This window comes from Micromonospora sp. NPDC005173, assembly GCF_040608515.1.
In the GTDB taxonomy this organism is placed as follows: Bacteria; Actinomycetota; Actinomycetes; order Mycobacteriales; family Micromonosporaceae; genus Micromonospora.
The window spans coordinates 1-19,255 of record NZ_JBEXIK010000019.1 but is presented as its reverse complement, the minus strand read 5'-3'; the positions used below and the strand labels follow the sequence as shown (position 1 = coordinate 19,255).

Genomic DNA, 19,255 nt, shown 5'->3' with positions numbered 1-19,255 from the left:
AGGCGGTGCCGCCGTGGGTGACCTGCGCAAGCCTTTCCTGCTGCTGGCGATGCTCGCCGTCGTCCTGGCGATCGGGGTGGAGTTGGGCGCCGGGCTGCTGCTCGGCGGCGCTGACGCCGGCACGGCACTGGTCGACAGTGCCGGCGACCTCGATGTGGAGCTCGACGACGTGTCCGGGGTCAGCGAGCCGTCCGGCCGGGGCACCGGTTACCTGGCGTTGATCGACGCGGTGGCGGTCTGGAGCACCGGGCTGTTCTGCCTGGGCCTGCTGCTGCCCGAACGGATCCAGGGCCGGGTGCAGGGCGTCGCCAGCCTGATCTTCTCGGTCATCCTGATCATCGTCGGGCTGATCGCGCTGATCGTGGCGTTCGTGGAACTGATGATCATGGTGTCGTTGTTCCTGGCCGTTCCGTTCGGCACGCTGGCCTATCTGGCCCTGTGGGGGTTCTTCCCGGTCGGCGAGGCGGCGGTGCTGCTCGGGCTGGTGCTGCTGCTCAAGCTGGTCTGGGCCGGGCTGCTGGTGCTGGCCCAACCGCGCTTCCTGCAGAACAAGGGCCTCGTGCTGCTGATTCTCACTACCCTGCTGTGCACGGTCGTGCTGGAGTTCCTGCACAACCTGGTGCCGGTGATCCTGGTCAGCATCGTCGACGACGTGGCGGCGCTGGTCTTCGCGGTGATCGCCATCATCTGGGGGCTGGTGCTGCTGATCGGTTCGATCCCGGCGATCGTCAAGGCCGTCCGGGTGACCGCCACGCTGCCCACCCGTTGACGTTTCGGCGATCGGCACCGCGCCGGTGGATCGTCTGTGATCCTGGCGGCGTGGACGGGATGCCGGCGTGCGACGCAGTGGAGCTGCGCGTGCACGGCGTCTCCGGGGTGACCGCGGAACGGATCCTCGATCACCCGATCGTGGTCCGGGTCGCCGGGGACAGCCACGCGGGCTTCTTCCGACCCCGTCCGGGGAGCGGCGTAGCCGGTGGGGCCACCCCCGGAGTCACCGTCGAGGCGTACCACTGGGGATCCCTGACCGCAGGTGCCGCGGTCCGGTCGGCCTCGATGTTGTTGCTGCTGCCCTTCATGCTGGGGAACCTGGCCATCTGGCTGCGGCCGCCGGGGCAGGACCGGTGGGGGTTGCTCGGCGTGCTCTGCCGGCTGCTCGCCGGCACCCTCACCGCCACCTTCGTGCTGGCGATCGTGGGCGTCACGCTGGATCTGATCGGCTGGCAGTGCGTGCCCTACCCCGGGTGCCGGGCCAGCCGCCCCTATCTGGCCTGGCTCTACACGCTGCCGTCCGGCCCCCGGCTGGCTCTGCTCGCGCTCGTCCCACTGCTCGCGCTGCGGGTCGTCTGGGCGATCGGCGTCCGGTCCGCGCGGGCGTTCGAGGGCTTCGGCCCGTCGTCCGCGCAGCCGCCCGCCCCCGGTCAGACCGAGGGCCTCGAAGACGCCGGTTTCTGGCACGACGAGCGGACGATCGGTTGGCTGCGCCAGGTCCACGTGGCGCTCGGCGTCGGCACACTGAACGTCAGCCTGCTGGCGGGCATCTCGCCCGACGGCGTCGGCGTATCCGGGCACATCGCGCAGTTCGTGGCGGCCGTCGGGCTGCTCGTGTTCTGCGTGGTCCTGCTCTGCCTGCCCGTGCCCGCCACCACCGCGCGAACCCGGCGGTTACTGCGATCGCTGTCGGCGGCCACCGCGGGGGTGAGTGTGCTGTGCCTCGGCTCTGCCGCCCTCGCGGGCGCGGCACCCTCCGGGTCCGGCAAGCTGCCCGGGTACGAGGGCGCGGCAGCTGGCGTGGTCGTGGCCCAGGGCGTCCTGCTCGTCGTGCTCACCGTCGTCACGTACGCCCGCCAGCGCACTGCCGGCGCCCACGCCCGCCACTTCCTGCGCGGGCTCGGCACCCCGATCATGGCGGCGTCGGCGGTAAGCGTTGGCGCGGCCTTCACCGCCACCCTGGTCTACCGGACCGCCGACGCCCTCGACCACGGCAACATTCCCGATCCGATCCGGCCCAACGCGCCGAGCCTCGGCCCGCTGGAGCCGCCGGTCGCCTACTGGTGGGCCGCACTCGCCGGGCTCACCGCGCTGCTGGTGGGCGCGGCGGCTGCCTCGGCCACGCTCCTGCTGAGCCGGCAGCGGCGACGTCGGCTGGCGGCACGCGTCGTGGAGCGGGACTACCCGAACGTGCCGGCGCAGGAGCAGAAGCGGCTACGCCTGGTCCGAGAGACCATCGCCCGGTCCCGGTTCACCGAGGAGCTGGGACCGGTGCTCATCGCGTTCCTGGTGATCGCGTCGCTGGGGCTGGTCACGGTCGCCCTGGACCTGATCGGGATCGGTCCCACCCAGCTCGCGGCCCGGCTCGGCGGACACGGTGGCGCGCTGGCGGTGGTCGCCGCCTACGTCACCGATGCGGGTGTGTGGGTGATCAGCCTGCTGGTGATCTGCCTCATGGTCCTCGGTTTCCGCGCCTACCGGTCTTCCCAGACCCGCCGGGTGGTGGCGGTGCTGTGGGACCTAGGCACCTTCTGGCCCCGCACGGTCCACCCGTTCGCGCCGCCCAGCTACGCCGCCCGCACCGTTCCGGAGTTGGCGAAACGGGTCACCGGGCTCGCCGCACACGGGCCGGTGATCCTCTCCGGGCACAGTCACGGCTCGGTCCTCGCCGCCGCCACCATCCTGCAACTACCGCCGTCCGTGCTGTCCCGGGTCTCGCTGCTGACCTACGGCTCGCCGCTGCGCCGCACCTACGCCCGGCTCTATCCGGCGTACCTGGGGCCGCAGACGCTCTGCGACCTGGGCGAGCGGATCGGGTGGCGGTGGCGGAACCTGTGGCGGGACACCGATCCGATCGGCGGGCCGATCTTCCCCGGGGCCTCGGACACACCGCCGTCCTGCGCCGACCCGGCAGCAGACGACGTCGACATCCGGCTCCGCGATCCCCGCAGCCTGACCATCTACCCGGCGGATACCGTGCCGCCCCCGGTCGAGCGGCACTGGCCGTACCACACTCAGGCCGCGTATCAGGCGGCGGTCCGCGAGCTGACCGATCGCTCCCGCTGACCACGCCCACGGTCGGTCGGCGTCGGCGCCCCGGGCGTGCACATCGGCCTCAGGGCACCGCCCCGACCAGGGCCGCAGCCCGGTTCCGGTCGAGCGTCCCGTCGGCCACCCACACCCGGTACCGGCCGTGCCGGGTCTCGCCGGCCGCGACCACGGCCGGCCGGCCGAACGCGAACGCCACGCAGACCCCCGGGTACATCGCGGTCCGCACGAACCACCGGTCGCCGCGCCCGAGACCGGCGAAGACCAGGGTGTACGCCCCGCCGCCCGGCCCGACGCCGGTCAGCGCGAGCCACGGCGCCGCACTGCCGTTGACCGCCTCCTCCCCTTCGGCGTCGGCGGTGAACACCGCCGGGTCCCCGTCGGCGGCGGTCCGCCAGAAGAACCCGCCGTAGCCGGCCCCACCGGGCCGACCGTTGGTGGCCGGGCTGCCCAGGCGCACCTCCCGGTCGCCCGGCGCGGTGAGGGCGGAGTCCAGGTCGAGCCGCCAGGCGTCCGGCGCCACCGCCGACGCGGCGAGCCGACGCCGCTCGGTCAGCAGCGTCCGGCCGGCACGGTCACGCCACTGGAGGTCGTGCGCGTACCGGTCCGGGGCCCGCTCGACGTGACCGGCGTGCGCGATGACCCCGTGGTCGTCACGCCAGGTGTAGCCGACGTCGCGGACGTAGGTGCGTCCACCCCAGAGGTTGGTGCCGTTCACGTCCTGCACGGCGAGGGAGGCGCCGAGGTGCCACACGTGGTCGGCGGGCAGGGCGTCGGTGACGACCGTGCCGCCCAGGGTGCGTACCGGGTGCAGGTACGGCCGGGGACCGTGCCGCACGTCCAGCTCCGGGTCGAGCACGTACCGGGCCACCTCCGTCCCGTCGACCAGCAGCCGTGCCGGCTCCTCGGTCGTGGTGGCCGGGCCGGGGTCGGTGGCGCTGTGGCCGGACGGACGCTCGGTTGTCATGGCAGCTCCGGGTGGGCGGGGAGCGACCGGCGACCGGCGACGGCGTACAGGGCTGCCACCGTGTAGCCGGCGAGGATCGGCACCGCCACCGGCGTGACCAGGACGCCAAGCAGCCCGGCCAGCGCGGTCACCCCGCTGAGGGCGGCCCAGCGGGCGGGCCGGTCGAGGCAGGCGCGGGCGGCGGACCGGGCCGCCGCCCGCCACCGCCCGCCCCCGTTCCCGCCCACCTCGACGACGACCAGCCCGGCCCACCCGGCCAGGCCGGCCGTGACCAGCGCGGTCAGCAACAGCGCGGGCGGGCCGCCCGGCACCCGGCCGGTGGCCAGGGCCGCCAGGTCGGCGGCGAGCAACCCGGCCACGGCGACCGCCAGCAGGCTGACCGGCACGCCGGGCAGCACCGAGCGACCGAACCGGCCCACGGTGGCCCGCGCCGGCGGCCAACTGCCGGTACGGGTCCAGTCGTGCACCGCCGCGCTGGCCGTGCCGACCGCCGCGGCGGCGGTGACCAGCGGTGCCGCCGCCAGCACCAGCAGGATGCCGAGCAGCGCCAGGTCGGCCGCGTCCCAGGCGACGTCGCGCCAGTCCCGCCGAACGCCCGCCTCCTCCGGCTCAGCCCTTGATGCCACTGGTGTTGATCCCCTCGACGAGCATCCGCTGGAACGCGACGAAGAACAGGAAGACCGGCAGCAGCGACAGCACCGACATGGCGAACATCGGCCCGACCGCGCTCTGGCTGGTCGAGTCGATGAACAGGGTCAACGCGACCGGCACGGTGTAGTCCTCCAGTTGGGAGAGGAAGACCAACTGCCGGAAGAAGTCGTTCCAGGTCCAGATGAACGAGAAGATCGCCGTGGTGACCAGCGCGGGACGGCTCAGCGGCAGGATGATGTGCCGGAAGATGCCGAACGGGCCGGCGCCGTCGATCCGGGCCGCCTCGTCCAGCTCGCGTGGGACGCCCCGCATGAACTGCACCATGAGGAAGACAAAGAACGCCTCGGTGGCCAGGAACTGCGGGATGAGCAGCGGCAGGTAGGGCCACTCGCCGCCGACCAGCCCGAGCGTCCGGAACAGGATGTACTGCGGCACGATCAGCACGTGTTGGGGCAGCAGCAGCGTGCCGATCATGACGGCGAACCACATGCCCCGCAGGCGGAACCGCAGCCGGGCGAAGGCGTACGCGGCCAGCAGGCAGGAGAGCCCGTTGCCGACGACGGTGAGGAGGCTGACCATCGCGCTGTTGAGGAAGAACCGGCCGAAACTGACGTCGAAGTTGGACCACCCGGCGGTGTAGTTGCCCGGGGTGAACCGCTCCGGCAGCAGCCCGACGTTGTTGACGATCTCCTCCTGGGACTTCACCGAGGTGCCCAGCATCCAGATCAGCGGGTAGAGCACCACGGCGACGATCGCCACCAGGATCAGCAGTCGCAGTGCCGACCGTCCGCCGGTGCGCCGACGCGCTGCCGGCGCCGGCCCGGTCGGTACGCCGGCCGTCGGGGTCACCGCCACCATCACCGATCCTCCCCGTCGGAGTAGTGCACCCAGAACCGCCCGGTGCTGAAGAAGATCGCGGTGATCACCGCGATGGCGAGCAGGAACACCCAGGCCATGGCCGAGGCATAGCCCATCTCGAGGTCGGTGAAGCCGGTGATGTAGAGGTTCAGCGTGTACATCAGGGTGGAGTCGACCGGGCCGCCGGTGCCGTTGCTCAGCACGAACGCGGCGGTGAACCCCTGGAAGCCGTTGATCGTCTCCAGCACCAGGTTGAAGAAGATCACCGGGGAGAGCATCGGCAGGGTGACGTTGCGGAACTGGCGGAAGCGCCCGGCACCGTCGACCGACGCGGCCTCGTACAGCTCGGTGGGCACCTGCTTCAGGCCGGCCAGGAAGATCACCATCGGCGCGCCGAACTGCCAGATGGCCAGCACCATCAGCGTCTCCAGGGCCCAGTCGGGGTCGTTGACCCACGGCTTGCCCTGGATGCCGAAGAGGCTCAGCAGCGAGTTGAACGCGCCGTCGCGGTTGAACATGTTGACCCAGACGATGGCCAGCGCGACGCTGCCGCCGAGCAGCGACGGCAGGTAGAACAGCCCGCGGAACAACCCGACCCCGCGCCAGGCACGGTTGAGCAGCAGCGCCACGCCGAGCGCCGCGGCCAGCTTCAGCGGCACGGCGACCAGCGCGAAGGTCAAGGTCACCCGCACCGCGTGCCAGTACGACGGGTCGGCGGTGAACATCCGTTCGTAGTTGGCCAACCCCACCCACTCCACCTCGGAGAATGGGGTGAGGATGTCGTAGTTGGTGAAGCTCAGGTAGAGCGACAACAGCATGGGGACCGCCGTGACACCCATCAGGCCGATGAGCCACGGCGACAGGAAGACGTACCCCGCCAGACCTTCGCTGTGCCGGAGGCGTCCGGGCCCACGCCTCTCGGCGTGGGCCCGGTCGGTTCCGGGGCCGCGTCGGGTCGGGTCGGGTGCCGTGGTCAACGCCACGAACAGCTCCTCTCCTCGCCTGGTGGGGCGGTCAGGCGATGGCGGCTTTGCACGCCTCGACGAACTGGGCGGCGGCCGCGGCGGGGGTGGCCCGGCCGTACTGGGCGTTCTCGGCGGCCTTGATCAGCTCGGACTTGACCTTGCTGTGACCCTTGATCGGCACCTGCGGGGACTTGCCGAACTTCTGGGTCAGCTCCGCCTCGACGGCGATGGACTGCTTCATCGCCGGGTCGGTGGTGTCGTCGCTGACCACGCGACGCAGGTCCAGATTGGACGGCAGACCGCGGTCGGTGCCGAGCAGCTTGACCGCCTCCTGGTCGTTGTTCAGGAAGTTGATCACGTCGACCGCGACGTCCTTGTTCTTGCTGCCCTTGAACACCGACCAGTACATCGAGGCCCGGGCCCACTGCGCGCTCGGGTCACCGGGGTAGGCGATCACGCCCAGCTCGTCCTTGGTGTTCTTCTTCAGGTCGGGCATCTGGTTGGCCCAGACCCAGGAGGTCGCCGACTTGCCGGTGACCACCAACTGCTTGGTGACGTCACTGGAGTTGCCCTCGTGGATGACGTCGGCGGTCGGGGTGGCCTTACGGTCGCGGGCGCCCTTCCACAGATCGAACCACCCGGTCACGTCCTCGGCGGTGAAGCCCAGCTCCTTGCCCTTGTAGAGGTCCTTGCCCTGCTGGCGCAGCCACACCCAGAACGCCTTGTAGTCGGCGCTCGGGTCCTGCGTGCCGGGCACACTGGTCTTCTTCGACACCTCCTCGGCCCAGGCGATGTGCGCCTCCCAGCTCATCCCGGTGGTGGGCTCGGGCAGGCCGTTCTTGGTCAGCAGCGTCTTGTTGTAGACCAGACCCTGGGTGTTCTCCCCGGCGGCCAGACCGGCGAGCTTGCCGTCGACCACGCCGTACTGCCAGAGGCTCTCGGGGAACTTGGAGGTGTCCAGCTTGCCGGACTCCTGGTAGGAGGTCAGGTCGAGCGTGGTGTTGCGGGCCGCGTACTCGGCCAGGTAGTTGTCGTCGATCTGGAACAGGTCCGGCGGGTTGCCGCCGGCGGTGAGCGTGGCCAGCTTGTCGAAGTAGCCCTGGTTGGCCTGCCAGGTCTTCTCGAAGGTCACGTTCGGGTGCTTCTTGGTGTAGAGGGCCAGGGCGTCCTCGGTCAGCTTGGCCCGGGCGTCGCCGCCCCACCAGAAGATGGACAGCTTGACCGGGGCGTTGGGATCGGCGGATTCGTCGTCTCCGCCGCAGGCGGCGGCGCCGAACAGCAGCGGTGCGGCGACCGTCGCGGCGAGCAGGCCGCGCAGCAGCCGCCGCCGGGGCAGCGGGGTACGGTGGGTGCGCCCGACGGACGCGCTGGCGGTGGGGGGCGTTGCGGGGTGCATGTGCGCTCACTCCTCGGCATTAGGAGGCGACGGCGTCACCGGTGGCCGCGGTCGGGGTGCCCGGGCCCGCAGGGCAATGCGGGTCCGGGCTCTGCGGCGCGGCCAGGGGACGTACCGGTCGGGCCTGCGGGCCCGGGCCGGTCGAGTCGCGGATGACCAGGTCGGTCTGGAGCATTACCTGTGCGGTGGTACGACGGACGCCGAGCGCCGTGCCGGCACCGAGCCCCCGCGCGCCGCGCGGTGACTCGGTGTCCTGTTGCAGCAGCATGTCGACGGCCGTCCGGCCGGCGGCCGCGGTGGGTGTGGCCACCGTCGTCAGTTTGGGGCGGGTGAGCCGGCTCAGGGCGATGTCGTCGACCCCGACGACACTCACCTCCTGCGGCACCCGGACCCCGAGCGCGTCCAGCCCCTCGATGAGGCCGATCGCCATCAGGTCGTTGTAGGCGAGCACGGCCGACACCCCGCTGCGGCGCACCTGCTCGGCGACGGCGGACCCACCGGTCTCGGTGGGCGCGTTCGGGCCGAGCAGGGTCAACTCCGCGCCGCCGGCCCGGGCGGCCGTGGCGGCGGCCCGGCGCATCTCCCGGTTGGTCCACGAGCTGCGTGGCCCGCCGAGGAGCGCGATGCGGGTGTGGCCCAGGCCGATCAGGTGCTCGATCGCCGCCCGGGCGCCCTGCCCGACGTCCATCAGCACACAGGGCAGGCCGGTCACCTGGCGGTTCACCACCACCAAAGGGACCTCGCGGCTGAGCTGCTCGATCAGGCTGTTGCTCATCCGCGGGCTGCACAGCAGCACCCCGTCCACCTGCTTGGCCAGCGCGTGGACCAACTCCTCCTCGGTGGTCGGGTCCTCGTTGGTGTCGGCCACGAAGACGTGGTAGTCGCGGTGCCGGGCCTGGCTCTCCGCCGCCTTGATCAGCGGCGGGAAGAACGGGTTCGCGATGTCCGCGATGATCAGCCCGATGTTGTGCGTCCGCCCGGTGATCAGGGCCCGGGCGGCCCGGTTCGGCCGGTAGCCCAGGTCCTCCGCGCAGGCCAGCACCCGGACCCGGGTCTCCGGGTTGACCAGGTGCGGAGCGGAGAAGGTGCGGGACACGGTGGAGATGTGCACCCCGGAGGCACGGGCGACGTCCCGGATGGTGACTGGCACGGCGGCCCCTTCGTCCGATGTGGCGGCGGTCACGTGGGTGGGGCCAATTAATGCAAACGGTTGCGCCAGTGTCAACGGTGGACGATTACGGTTCTGTTGCGTCAGCGCTCCCACACGTGACTCGTAGCCCCGTAAACACTGACATTTACCGCCGATTGTGCCGCCCTCGTTGACGCGATCGGATCGAGCATGATTACTTCACTGCAAACCTTTGCAGGATCATCCGGGGGAGGCGACCGAATGTCACCGAGTGCCGACGGCCGGGTCCGGTACGCCGTCGTGGGCGCCGGCGCGCGGGCGGAGATGTTCGTCCGGGCACTGGTGCTCGACCACGCCGACTCCACCGAGCTGGTCGCCTTCGCCGACGTCAACCAGGCCAGGATGGACGCGCACAACCGCTGGCTGACCGAGCTGGGGCACCGGCCGGTGGCCACCTACCCGGCCGGCGACTTCCTGGCCATGCTGGACAAGGAGCGCGTCGACGTCGTCCTGGTGACCAGCGTCGACGTCACCCACGACGAGTACGTGGTGGCCGCGCTGCGCGCCGGCCGGGAGGTCGTCACCGAGAAGCCGATGACCGTGGACGCGCCGCGCTGCCGGCGGATCCTGGACGCCGTGACGGAGACCGGCGGCCGGGTGACGGTCGCCTTCAACTACCGCTACAACCCCCTGCACGAGCAGGTCCGCCGGCTGCTCGCCGACGGCGCGGTCGGCGAGATCGGCTCGGTGCACTTCGAGTGGCTGCTCGACGTGCGGCACGGCGCCGACTACTTCCGCCGCTGGCACCGGGACAAGGCCACCTCCGGCGGGCTGATGGTGCACAAGGCCAGCCACCACTTCGACCTGGTCAACTGGTGGCTGGCCGCCACCCCGATCGAGGTGTACGCGGCCGGACGGCTGTTCTTCTACGGCGACACCGGCCGCCGGCACGGCTACGCCCGCGACTACGAACGGGCGCACGGCTCCCCCGCCGCCGTCGACGACCCGTTCGCGCTGCGACTCGACGCGCACCCCCGGCTGCGCGAGTTGTACCTCGACGGCGAGGCCGAGGACGGCTACCAGCGCGACCGCAACGTCTTCGCCCCGGGAGTGAGCATCGAGGACGACATGGCGGTGCTCGCCCGCTACTCCACCGGCGCCACGATGACCTACCACCTCACCGCGTACGCCCCCTGGGAGGGCTACCGGGTGATGGTCAACGGCAGCCGGGGCCGGCTGGAGCTGGAGGTCACCGAGAACGACTTCGTCGACCGAGGCACCGCCGGCGCGGTCAAGGGCGCCGCGCTGCACGGCACCGAGGCGCCCGCCGAGGGCGGCGGCGCGACGCTCACCCTGCGCCCGTTCTGGGCCCCACCCCGGCAGATCCCGGTCGAGGGTCGCACCCGGCACGGGCACGGCGGCGCGGACGCCCGGATGACCGGCGTGCTCTTCGGTGGCCACCCCGACCCGCTGGACCGCGCCGCCACCGCCGACGACGGCGCCCTGGCCCTGCTCACCGGCCTGGCCGCCAACCGGTCCTTCGAGACCGGCCAGCCGGTCCGGGTCGCCGACCTGCTCACCCCCCGCTGACCCACCCGACGAGGAGCCCAGCCCCGTGTCGACGTTCGACCACACCGACCTGCTCCTGCCACCCGAGCCCGGCCAGCGCGCGCTGGCCCGGGAGCTGTACGCGCTGGCCGCCGAGCAACCCATCATCTCGCCGCACGGGCACGTCGACCCGGCCCTGCTCGCCGAGGACCAGCCCTTTCCGGACCCGGCGCAACTGCTCATCGTGCCCGACCACTACCTGACCCGGATGCTGCTCAGCCAGGGCGTACCCCCGGCGGACCTGGGCGTTCCCACCCGCGACGGCAGCCCGGTGGAGACCGACGGCCGGGTCATCTGGCGGCGCTTCGCCGCGCACTGGCACCTGTTCCGGGGCACCCCGTCGCGGCTCTGGCTGGAGCAGACGTTCCGCACCGTGTTCGGGGTGCACACCCCGCTGAGCCCGGCCACCGCCGACACCCTCTACGACGAACTGTCTGCCCGGCTCGCCGAGCCGGACTTCCGGCCCCGGGCGCTGTTCGAACGGTTCGGCATCGAGGTGCTGGCCACCACCGAGTCGCCGCTGGACGACCTCGGTCAGCACGCCAAGCTCGCCGCCGACGGCTGGGGCGGGCCGGGCGGCCGGGTGGTCACCACCTTCCGCCCGGACGACGTGGTGGACATGGAGTTCGAGGGCTGGTCGACCAACGTGGAGCGACTGGGCGAGCTGGCCGGCGAGGACACCGGCACGTACACCGGCTACCTGGCCGCGCTGCGGGCCCGCCGGGCCGCGTTCATCGCCGCCGGGGCGACCTCCTCCGACCACGGTCACCCCACCGCGCGCACCCTGGACCTGGCCCCGGAGGAGGCCGCGCGGCTGTACGACCGGGGCCGGCGCGGCGAGGCAGGCCCGGCCGACGCGGAGGCGTTCCGGGCGCACATGCTGGTGGAGTTCGCCCGGATGTCACTCGACGACGGCCTGGTCATGCAGTTGCACCCCGGCGCGGTGCGCAACCACAACCGTTGGCTGCACGCCCGGCACGGCCGCGACGTCGGCGGCGACATCCCGCAGGCCACCGAGTACGTGCACGCGCTCGCCCCGCTGCTCGACCGTTACGGCAACGACCCCCGGCTGCGGGTGGTGCTCTACACCCTCGACGAGGACACCTTCACCCGCGAGCTGGCGCCGCTGGCCGGCGGTTACGCCGCGCTGCTGCTCGGCGCGCCCTGGTGGTTCCTGGACTCCCCCGAGGTGCTGCGCCGGTTCCGGGAGACGGTCACCGAGAGCGCGGGCTTCTACAACACCACCGGGTTCGTCGACGACACCCGGGCGTTCTGCTCCATCCCGGTCCGCCACGACGTGGCCCGCCGGGTGGACGCCGGCTTCCTGGCCCGGCTGGTCGCCGAGCACCGGCTGCCGATGGACGAGGCAGCCGAGACCATCGTCGACCTGGCGTACCGGCTGCCGAAGCGGGTCTTCAACTTTGGGAAGGAACAACAGCGGTGACGGTCACCATCACCTCCGTCGAGGTGCACGACGTGCGGTTCCCGACCGCCGCCCGGGGCGACGGCTCCGACGCGATCAACCGGGGCGACTACTCGGCCACGTACGTGGAGCTCGGCACCGATGCCGGGCCGACCGGCGCCGGGTTCACATTCACCAACGGCCGGGGCAACGAGATCACCTGCGCGGCGGTCCGTGCACTGGCCCATCACGTGCGGGGCCGCACGGTCGAGGAGATCGCCGCCGAGCCGGTGGCGTTCTGGCGATCGCTCAGCGCCGACGTGCAGCTGCGCTGGTTGGGCCCCGAGAAGGGCGTCATCCACATGGCGACCGGCGCGCTGGTCAACGCGGTCTGGGACCTACGGGCCACCCTGGCCGGCAAGCCGATGTGGCGGTTCCTCGCCGAGCTGCCCACCGACGAGCTGGTCGCCAGCATCGACTTTCGGCACATCACCGACGCGCTCACCCCGGACGAGGCCGCCGCCATCCTCGACAATGGATTGATCGGAGGGGATGGCAGGCTCGCGGAGCTCACGGAAAGTGGTTTCCCTTCGTACACCACCTCGGTCGGGTGGCTCGGCTACCCCGACGACAAGGTGCGGGCGTTGACCCGGCAGGCATACGACGACGGCTGGCGGGCGATGAAGATGAAGGTCGGCGGCCCGCTCGCCGACGACCTGCGCCGGGCCCGGATCATCCGGGCCGAGATCGGCCCGGACGCGCTGCTCATGATGGACGCCAACCAGGTCTGGGACGTCGACGAGGCGATCACCGCGATGACCGTGCTGGCCGAGGTGGACCCGTACTGGATCGAGGAGCCGACGCACGCCGACGACATCCTCGGGCACGCCCGGATCGCCCGCGCGGTCACCGAGCTGACCGACGGGCGGTGCCGGGTGGCCACCGGTGAGGTGGCCGCCAACCGGGTGATCTTCAAGCAACTGCTCCAGGCCGAGGCGATCGGCGTGATGCAGATCGACGCGTGCCGGGTCGGCGGCGTCAACGAGGTCCTCGCGGAGCTGCTGCTGGCGGCCAAGTTCGGGGTGCCGGTCTGCCCGCACGCCGGCGGTGTCGGCCTCTGCGAGTACGTCCAGCATCTGGCGATCTTCGACTACCTGCGGGTCGGCACCGGCCTGGACGGGCGGATGGTCGAGTACGTCGACCACCTGCACGAGCACTTCGTCGACCCGGTACGTACCCGGGGCGGCCGTTACCTGCTGCCCGAGCGGCCCGGCTACAGCGCCACCATGAAGCCCGCGTCGATCGCCGAGTTCCGCTTCCCGGACGGCCCGGCATGGCGGTGACCGTCGGCGCCTCCCGACTCGGCCTGGGCATGCTGCGTCAACTGCCCGCCGAGGCCCGACCGCTGGTCCGGCCGGGCACCGTGCGGGCCGGCATCGTCCACCTCGGGCTCGGTGCGTTCCACCGGGCGCACCAGGCCGTCTACACCGAGGCCGCGGTCGGCGCGGCCGGCGGCGACTGGGGCATCGTGGCGGTCGCCCCGCGCAGCACCGCCCTCGTCGAGGCGCTCGCCGCGCAGGACAACCTGTTCAGCGTCAGCACCCTCTCCGCCGCCGGTAGCGCCACCCGGGTGGTGGGCGCGCTGAGCGGGGTACGGCACGCGGCCAGCGACCCGGACGCCGTGGTGGCGCTGCTCGCCGATCCGGCGGTGCGGGTGGTGACGCTGACCGTCACCGAGAAGGCGTACCAGCTCGACCCGGTGACCGGCCAGTTGTGCCCCGATTCGGCGCTCGCCGCGGACCTGGCCGGCGGCCGGCCCCCGACCACCGTGCCGGGGCTGCTGCTGCGCGGGCTGGCCGCCCGGGCCGCGGCGGACGCCGGGCCGGTGGCGCTGGTCAGCTGCGACAACCTGCCGGCCAACGGCCGGCGGTTACGCGGCCTGGTCGACCAGGCCGTCGGCCGGGCCGCCGGGGTACCCGCCGGGCTGCTCGACTGGGTGACCGGCAACGTCACCTGCCCCGGCACCATGGTGGACCGGATCGTGCCGGCCAGCACCCCGGAGACGATCGAGGCGGCCCGCCGGGCGCTCGGCGTGACCGACCTGGCCGCGGTGGCCGCCGAGCCGTACGCGCAGTGGGTGATCGAGGACGACTTCCCCGGCGGCCGGCCGGGCTGGGAGCACGCCGGGGCGGTGCTCACCGACGACGCCGGTCCCTGGGAGCGGTTGAAGCTGCGCACCCTCAACGGCGTGCACTCGGCCGCGGCGTACCTGGGCGCGCTGGCCGGGCGGGAGACGATCGCCGACGCGCTGGAGATCCCGCACCTGACCGATGTGCTGCGCCGGCTGATCGCCGAGGACGTGGCGGCAAGCTTCACCCCGCCGGACGGGGTACGGGTGGTCGACTACGGCGAGCAGGTCCTCGCTCGGTTCGGCAACCCGGCGATCCGGCACCGCACCCTGCAGGTGGCGATGGACGGCTCACAGAAGCTGCCGCAACGGATCCTGCACACCATCGCCGACCTGCGTGCGTCCGGCAGGTCCGCCCGCTGGGGCGCGCTGGTGGTGGCCGCCTGGTTGCGCTTCGTGCTGGGCCACGCCGACGACGGCCGGCCGCTGCCGCTGCAGGATCCCCTCGCTGGGGCGATCCGGGCCGCGCTGGACGCCGGCACGCAGAGCCCGGCCGGTGTGGTAGACGCGGTCTTCGCGCTGCGCGAGGTCATCCCTGCCGAGGTGGCCGGGGACGACGAGGTTCGGGCCGAGGTGACCGCCTGGCTGACCGCGCTGGAGCGCCACGGCGTCGAGGCGACACTGGCCGGTGCCCGGTGAACGGGCCGACGCTGGCTTGCGGCCCGGCCAACGGGCCGACGCTGGTTGGTGCCCTGGTGAGCGGGGCGACGCTGGTTGGTGCCCGGTGAACGGGCACACGCCGCCGACCCGGGTGGCGGTGATCGGGGCGAACGGGCACGGCCGGTGGCACCGGCGGGTGATCGCGCCACTGCACGCCGCCGGCCGGCTGCGGCTGGTGGCCCTGGTCGACGTCCGGCCGGTGGAGGACGAGCCGGCGGCGCCGGTGCCGCCCGGAGTCGGGGTGTTCACCGACCATCGGGCGATGCTCGCCGCCACGCAGCCGGAGGTGGTGGTGATCTGCACCCCGCCGCACACCCACCTGCCGATCGCCCGGGACGCCCTGGCCGCTGGCGCGGACCTGCTGCTGGAGAAGCCGCCGGTGCTGTCGCTGGTCGAGCACGAGGAGCTGACCCAGGCGTTGGCGGCCACCGGCCGGGTAGCCCAGGTCGGCTTCCAGGCGCTCGGCTCGGCGGCGTTGACCGCGCTGACCGACGCGCTGGCCGCCGGCCGGGTGGGCACGGTCACCGGCATCGCGACGGTCGCCGCCTGGCAACGGCCGGACGCCTACTACGTCCGGTCCCCGTGGGCCGGTAAACGGACCCTGGACGGCCGACCGGTACTGGACGGCGCGCTGGCCAACCCGCTCGCGCACGCGGTGATGCAGTGCCTGGCGGTCGCCGAGGTGCTGGGCGGTGCGCCGCCGTGGCCGACGGCGATCGAGGTGGAGCGCTACCGGGTCCGGCCGATCGAGGTGGAGGACACCGCGGTGCTGCGGGTCCGGTTCCGCGCCGGTCCGCCGGTGCTGGCGGCGGTGACCCTGGCCGCCGAGGAGTTCGTCGCGGGCGAGTTGGTGGTGACCGGCACAACGGGGCGGGCGGTGCTGGAGTATCCGACGGACCGGCTGCGGCTGCCCGGGGACGTGGTGACCCGCCGGGTCCCGGGGCGGCGGGGCCTGTTGGAGAACCTGCTCGCACACCGGGCCGACCCGGACGGGCTGCCGCTGATCGCCCCGCTGGCCCGTACCGCGCCGTTCACCGCGCTGCTGGACGCGTTGCGGGCCGCGCCGGAGCCCCGGCTGCTCGACGGCGACCTGGTCGCCGACGTGGGCGAGGGCGGAGATCGGGTACGCCACCTGCGGGGAATCGTCGATGTACTGCGCCGGACGGCCGAACGGGGGGCGCTGCCGAGCGAGCTGGCGGTGCCGTGGGCGACCCCGGTGTACCGCGCGGAGCTGGCGGGTTAGGGGGCGACGGCAACCGGAGTGCAAACACCGCCCGGACTCCTGCGGGCCACATCGGACAGATCCCCCGAATACTCGACCGGTGAGGTCGGGGCAATGCCGATCGAGCCGGACAACTGCAACATTCCTGCACACAATCCATATTGACTCTCATAAAACACCGAACCTACCGTTCCTGGTGACTGCCGAATCACCACCAGCGAACGGGAAGAATCGATGCGCAGAATCCTCACCGGCGCTACGGCGATCGCCCTCCTGCTTGTCGCCGCACCGGCCGGCGCCGCGCCCCGCCCGGACTCACCGGCCGCCGCTGTCACCGGCCCGGACTCACCGGCCGCCGCCGACCGGCTCTCCTGGTCGGCCCGCCACCTCGGTCGGCAGGCGCTGCCCGAGCGGGACGGCTGGGCGGCCGAGGGCGCCGGGACCAGCGGCGGATCGGCGGCGACCCCCGAGCGGACCCGGGTGGTCCGCAGCCGGGCCGACCTGGTCGAGGCGCTGGGCGGCGACAACGCCAGCAACGCGACCGACGCCACCCCGAAGCTGATCTACGTGGACGGTGCCGTCGACGGCTTCGAGGGATCGGACGGCACGCCGCTGAGCTGCGGCGACCTGGCCGACCCGGCGTACCGGCTGGACGCCTACCTGGCCGCGTACGACCCGGCGGTGTGGGGTCGGGTGGCGCCGGCCGGGCCGCTGGAGGAGGCCCGGGTGCGCTCGGTGGCCAACCAGACCCGGCAGACCCAGATCAACGTCGGCCCCAACACCACCATCGTCGGGCTACCCGGCGCCCGGCTGACCGGGCTCACCCTCATGATCGACCGAGCGTCGAACGTCATCGTCCGCAATGTGACCTTCTTCGACGCCCGGGACTGCTTCCCCGCCTGGTCCCCTACCGACGGCGAGGCCGGCAACTGGAACAGCCAGTACGACCAGATCTCGGTACGCCGCAGCGAGCACGTCTGGGTCGACCACAACACCTTCACCGACGGCGACAACCCGGACAGCGCCCAACCGACCTACTTCGGACGGCCGTACCAGGTGCACGACGGGTCGCTGGACGTCACGCACACCGCCAGCCTGGTCACCGCCTCCTGGAACCGCTTCACCGGACGCGACAAGCTGATGCTGATCGGCTCGTCCAACACCGTCGGCCCGGACGTGGGGCGGCTGAAGGTCACCCTGCACCACAACCTCTTCGACGGTGTCCTGCAACGGCTGCCCCGGGTGCGCTTCGGCCAGGTCGACGTCTACAACAACCACTACCGGCTCGGCGGCGCCGACTTCCAGTACGCGCTCGGCGTCGGCGTGCAGTCCGCGCTGTACGCGCAGAACAACTTCTTCACCCTGGACTGGGCGGTCGACCCGGCCGACCTGCTCTACGACTGGGGCGGCACCGCGCTCACCGAGCGGGGCACCTGGGTCCGCCGGGGCGGCGCTCCGGCGCGACCGGTCGACCTGCTGGCGGCGTACAACGCGGTGCACGAGCCCGACCTGGGGGCCGACGCCGGCTGGACGCCGACCCTGCGCCGCGACCCGGTCCTGCCGGCACCGCTGGTCCCGCTCCTGGTCGGGCCGCTCGCCGGCGCCGACCGGCTGCCAATCTGAGCAATCGGCCCACCATCGTTCGCACGACCGGGCCGAACGCCGTGACAGCGTTCGGCCCGGTCCCGTGCGGTCGGGTCGGCGACGCACGGGGCCATCGACATGGTGAAGATCGGCTATAAGTGACGCATGGACTTCCCGCCGCACCTGGGCAGCATGCCGATGCACGCGATCACCGAGATCCACGGCGAACCAGGCCTGCTGGAGCGCTTCCGGTTGGAGGTCCTGCAGTTCGACGACCACGCCCGGGCCCGGCTGACCGCCGCGCTCGACCTGGCCGCCGACCTGCACCGTGACGACCGGCGGGTCCGCGAGCCGTACCTCAACCACCTGCTGCGGGTAGCCATCCGGTTGATGCACCACTACCAGGTACGCGATGTGGACGTGATCGTCGCCGGCCTGCTGCACGACGCCGTCGAGGACCACCCGGCCGACCTGGCCGGCGGCGACGTGGGCACCGACCCGACCAGCGCCGCGCTGGCCGCACTGGCCAGCCGGTTCGGGCCGCGGGTGGCCACCCTGGTCGCCGCCGTCACCAACCCGGCGTACGACCCGCAGCGCGACCGGAACGCGCAGTACCGCGAGCACCTGGCGGTCAGCCTGGACCGGGAGCCGTGGGCCCGGGTGATCAAGGTTTCCGACTTCACCGACAACGGCGTCGGGGTGATCCACACGGTCGGGCCGAAGGTCGTCTCATCGGCCCGCAAGTACCGGCCGATGGTGCCGCTCTTCCGGGAGCTGATCGCCCGACCGGACACGCCGCTGTCGCCGGCGGTGAAGCGGCACATCTTCGGCCAGCTCGACCTGGCCGAGGAGCGGTTCAGCGCGATCCTGGACCAGCCCGTCCACCCGAACTGACCAGGCCGGGGGCATCACCCGACCGGGTTCCGCGACAAGATCTCACTGGGCGTTTTGATCACGCTCGCTGCATATTGCTGCTTTCGTGGACCTGGCCGGTGAGGCGTCGGCGGGGCCGAATGATCACCAAGGGGACTAGATTCGCCTGATTGATGCCGATGCGAGATGCCCTGCTTTGATCCGCAGATCGTGTCTGGTTCACAAAGTTCGGGAATCGGCAGACCCAAGTGTGATCCACCGCCGCGTCCACAGTAGACATGTCGTATGGCCGAACGACCTGCCTACCCCTCCGACCTGTCCGACGCCCGCTGGGCGCTGATCGCACCACGCCTGGACGCCTGGCGCCAGGCTCGCACCGATGCTGGCATCGGGGGACGCAAACCCACCTACGACCTGCGGGAGATCTTCAACGCGATCCTCTACGTCAACCGCACCGGCATCGCCTGGCGCTATCTGCCCCACGACTTCCCGCCCTGGCAGACGGTCTACGGCTACTTCACCGCCTGGACAGGCGACGGCATCTTCACCCAACTCAACTACCAGCTCACCGGCCTGGCCCGCGCCAAGGCCGGACGCGCCACCCAGCCCTCAGCCGGCGTGATCGACACCCAGAGCGTGAAAACCTCCACCAACGCGCCACTGGCCAGCCAGGGCATCGACGCCGGCAAGAAGATCGTCGGACGCAAACGCGG

General features: G+C 72.1%; 16 protein-coding genes. 10 read left to right on the top strand and 6 right to left on the bottom strand.

The annotated features are described in order from the left end of the window. Nucleotides 1–13: 13 nt before the first annotated feature. Nucleotides 14–769 (top strand): hypothetical protein, encoded by a 756-nt coding sequence (locus ABZV00_RS21210; protein ID WP_355608772.1) that lies wholly within the window; start codon nt 14–16, stop codon nt 767–769. Nucleotides 770–828: 59 nt separating this feature from the next. Then, nucleotides 829–3,057 (top strand): hypothetical protein, encoded by a 2,229-nt coding sequence (locus ABZV00_RS21205; RefSeq protein WP_355608992.1) that lies wholly within the window; start codon nt 829–831, stop codon nt 3,055–3,057. Between the two features lie 49 nt (nt 3,058–3,106). Here ABZV00_RS21205 and ABZV00_RS21200 read toward each other — a convergent pair whose 3' ends face one another. Genes ABZV00_RS21200 through ABZV00_RS21175 form a run of 6 tightly spaced genes read right to left on the bottom strand, consistent with a single transcriptional unit; the run spans nt 3,107 to nt 9,026 of the window. After that, complete coding sequence (locus ABZV00_RS21200; RefSeq protein WP_355608770.1) at nt 3,107–4,006, bottom strand: PmoA family protein; 900 nt, start codon at nt 4,004–4,006, stop codon at nt 3,107–3,109. Further along, complete coding sequence (locus ABZV00_RS21195; protein ID WP_355608767.1) at nt 4,003–4,632, bottom strand: hypothetical protein; 630 nt, start codon at nt 4,630–4,632, stop codon at nt 4,003–4,005. The genes ABZV00_RS21200 and ABZV00_RS21195 overlap by 4 nt, the downstream gene beginning before the upstream one ends. After that, nucleotides 4,616–5,515: a carbohydrate ABC transporter permease gene (locus ABZV00_RS21190; protein ID WP_355608765.1), complete on the bottom strand. Its 900-nt coding sequence runs from the start codon at nt 5,513–5,515 to the stop codon at nt 4,616–4,618. The genes ABZV00_RS21195 and ABZV00_RS21190 overlap by 17 nt, the downstream gene beginning before the upstream one ends. Next, the gene (locus ABZV00_RS21185) at nt 5,515–6,498 is read right to left on the bottom strand and encodes a sugar ABC transporter permease (protein ID WP_355608762.1); all 984 of its coding nucleotides are present in this window, start codon (nt 6,496–6,498) and stop codon (nt 5,515–5,517) included. The genes ABZV00_RS21190 and ABZV00_RS21185 overlap by 1 nt, the downstream gene beginning before the upstream one ends. Before the next feature lie 31 nt (nt 6,499–6,529). Continuing rightward, complete coding sequence (locus ABZV00_RS21180; RefSeq protein ID WP_355608759.1) at nt 6,530–7,876, bottom strand: extracellular solute-binding protein; 1,347 nt, start codon at nt 7,874–7,876, stop codon at nt 6,530–6,532. Nucleotides 7,877–7,895: 19 nt separating this feature from the next. Then, the gene (locus ABZV00_RS21175) at nt 7,896–9,026 is read right to left on the bottom strand and encodes a LacI family DNA-binding transcriptional regulator (RefSeq protein ID WP_355608756.1); all 1,131 of its coding nucleotides are present in this window, start codon (nt 9,024–9,026) and stop codon (nt 7,896–7,898) included. 240 nt (nt 9,027–9,266) lie between these two features. Here ABZV00_RS21175 and ABZV00_RS21170 point away from each other — a divergent pair, with 240 nt between their 5' ends. From ABZV00_RS21170 to ABZV00_RS21135, 8 genes are all read left to right on the top strand, one after another. Continuing rightward, nucleotides 9,267–10,595, top strand: a complete 1,329-nt coding sequence (locus tag ABZV00_RS21170; RefSeq protein WP_355608753.1) for a Gfo/Idh/MocA family oxidoreductase — start codon at nt 9,267–9,269, stop codon at nt 10,593–10,595. Nucleotides 10,596–10,620: 25 nt separating this feature from the next. Next, nucleotides 10,621–12,057, top strand: a complete 1,437-nt coding sequence (uxaC, locus tag ABZV00_RS21165; RefSeq protein WP_355608751.1) for a glucuronate isomerase — start codon at nt 10,621–10,623, stop codon at nt 12,055–12,057. Next, nucleotides 12,054–13,358, top strand: coding sequence for an enolase C-terminal domain-like protein (locus ABZV00_RS21160; RefSeq protein ID WP_355608748.1), 1,305 nt, complete (start codon nt 12,054–12,056; stop codon nt 13,356–13,358). The genes uxaC and ABZV00_RS21160 overlap by 4 nt, the downstream gene beginning before the upstream one ends. Continuing rightward, nucleotides 13,349–14,842, top strand: a complete 1,494-nt coding sequence (locus tag ABZV00_RS21155) for a mannitol dehydrogenase family protein (RefSeq protein ID WP_355608745.1) — start codon at nt 13,349–13,351, stop codon at nt 14,840–14,842. The genes ABZV00_RS21160 and ABZV00_RS21155 overlap by 10 nt, the downstream gene beginning before the upstream one ends. An 85-nt stretch (nt 14,843–14,927) precedes the next feature. Continuing rightward, nucleotides 14,928–16,106 (top strand): Gfo/Idh/MocA family oxidoreductase, encoded by a 1,179-nt coding sequence (locus tag ABZV00_RS21150; protein ID WP_355608742.1) that lies wholly within the window; start codon nt 14,928–14,930, stop codon nt 16,104–16,106. Nucleotides 16,107–16,319: 213 nt separating this feature from the next. Further along, nucleotides 16,320–17,708 (top strand): polysaccharide lyase family 1 protein, encoded by a 1,389-nt coding sequence (locus ABZV00_RS21145; protein ID WP_355608739.1) that lies wholly within the window; start codon nt 16,320–16,322, stop codon nt 17,706–17,708. Between the two features lie 126 nt (nt 17,709–17,834). Further along, on the top strand, nt 17,835–18,563 hold the full coding sequence (locus ABZV00_RS21140; RefSeq protein ID WP_355608736.1) for an HD domain-containing protein: 729 nt from the start codon (nt 17,835–17,837) through the stop codon (nt 18,561–18,563). 264 nt (nt 18,564–18,827) lie between these two features. After that, nucleotides 18,828–19,255 (top strand): transposase (locus tag ABZV00_RS21135; protein ID WP_355608733.1); only part of this gene is annotated, 428 nt, incomplete at its 3' end.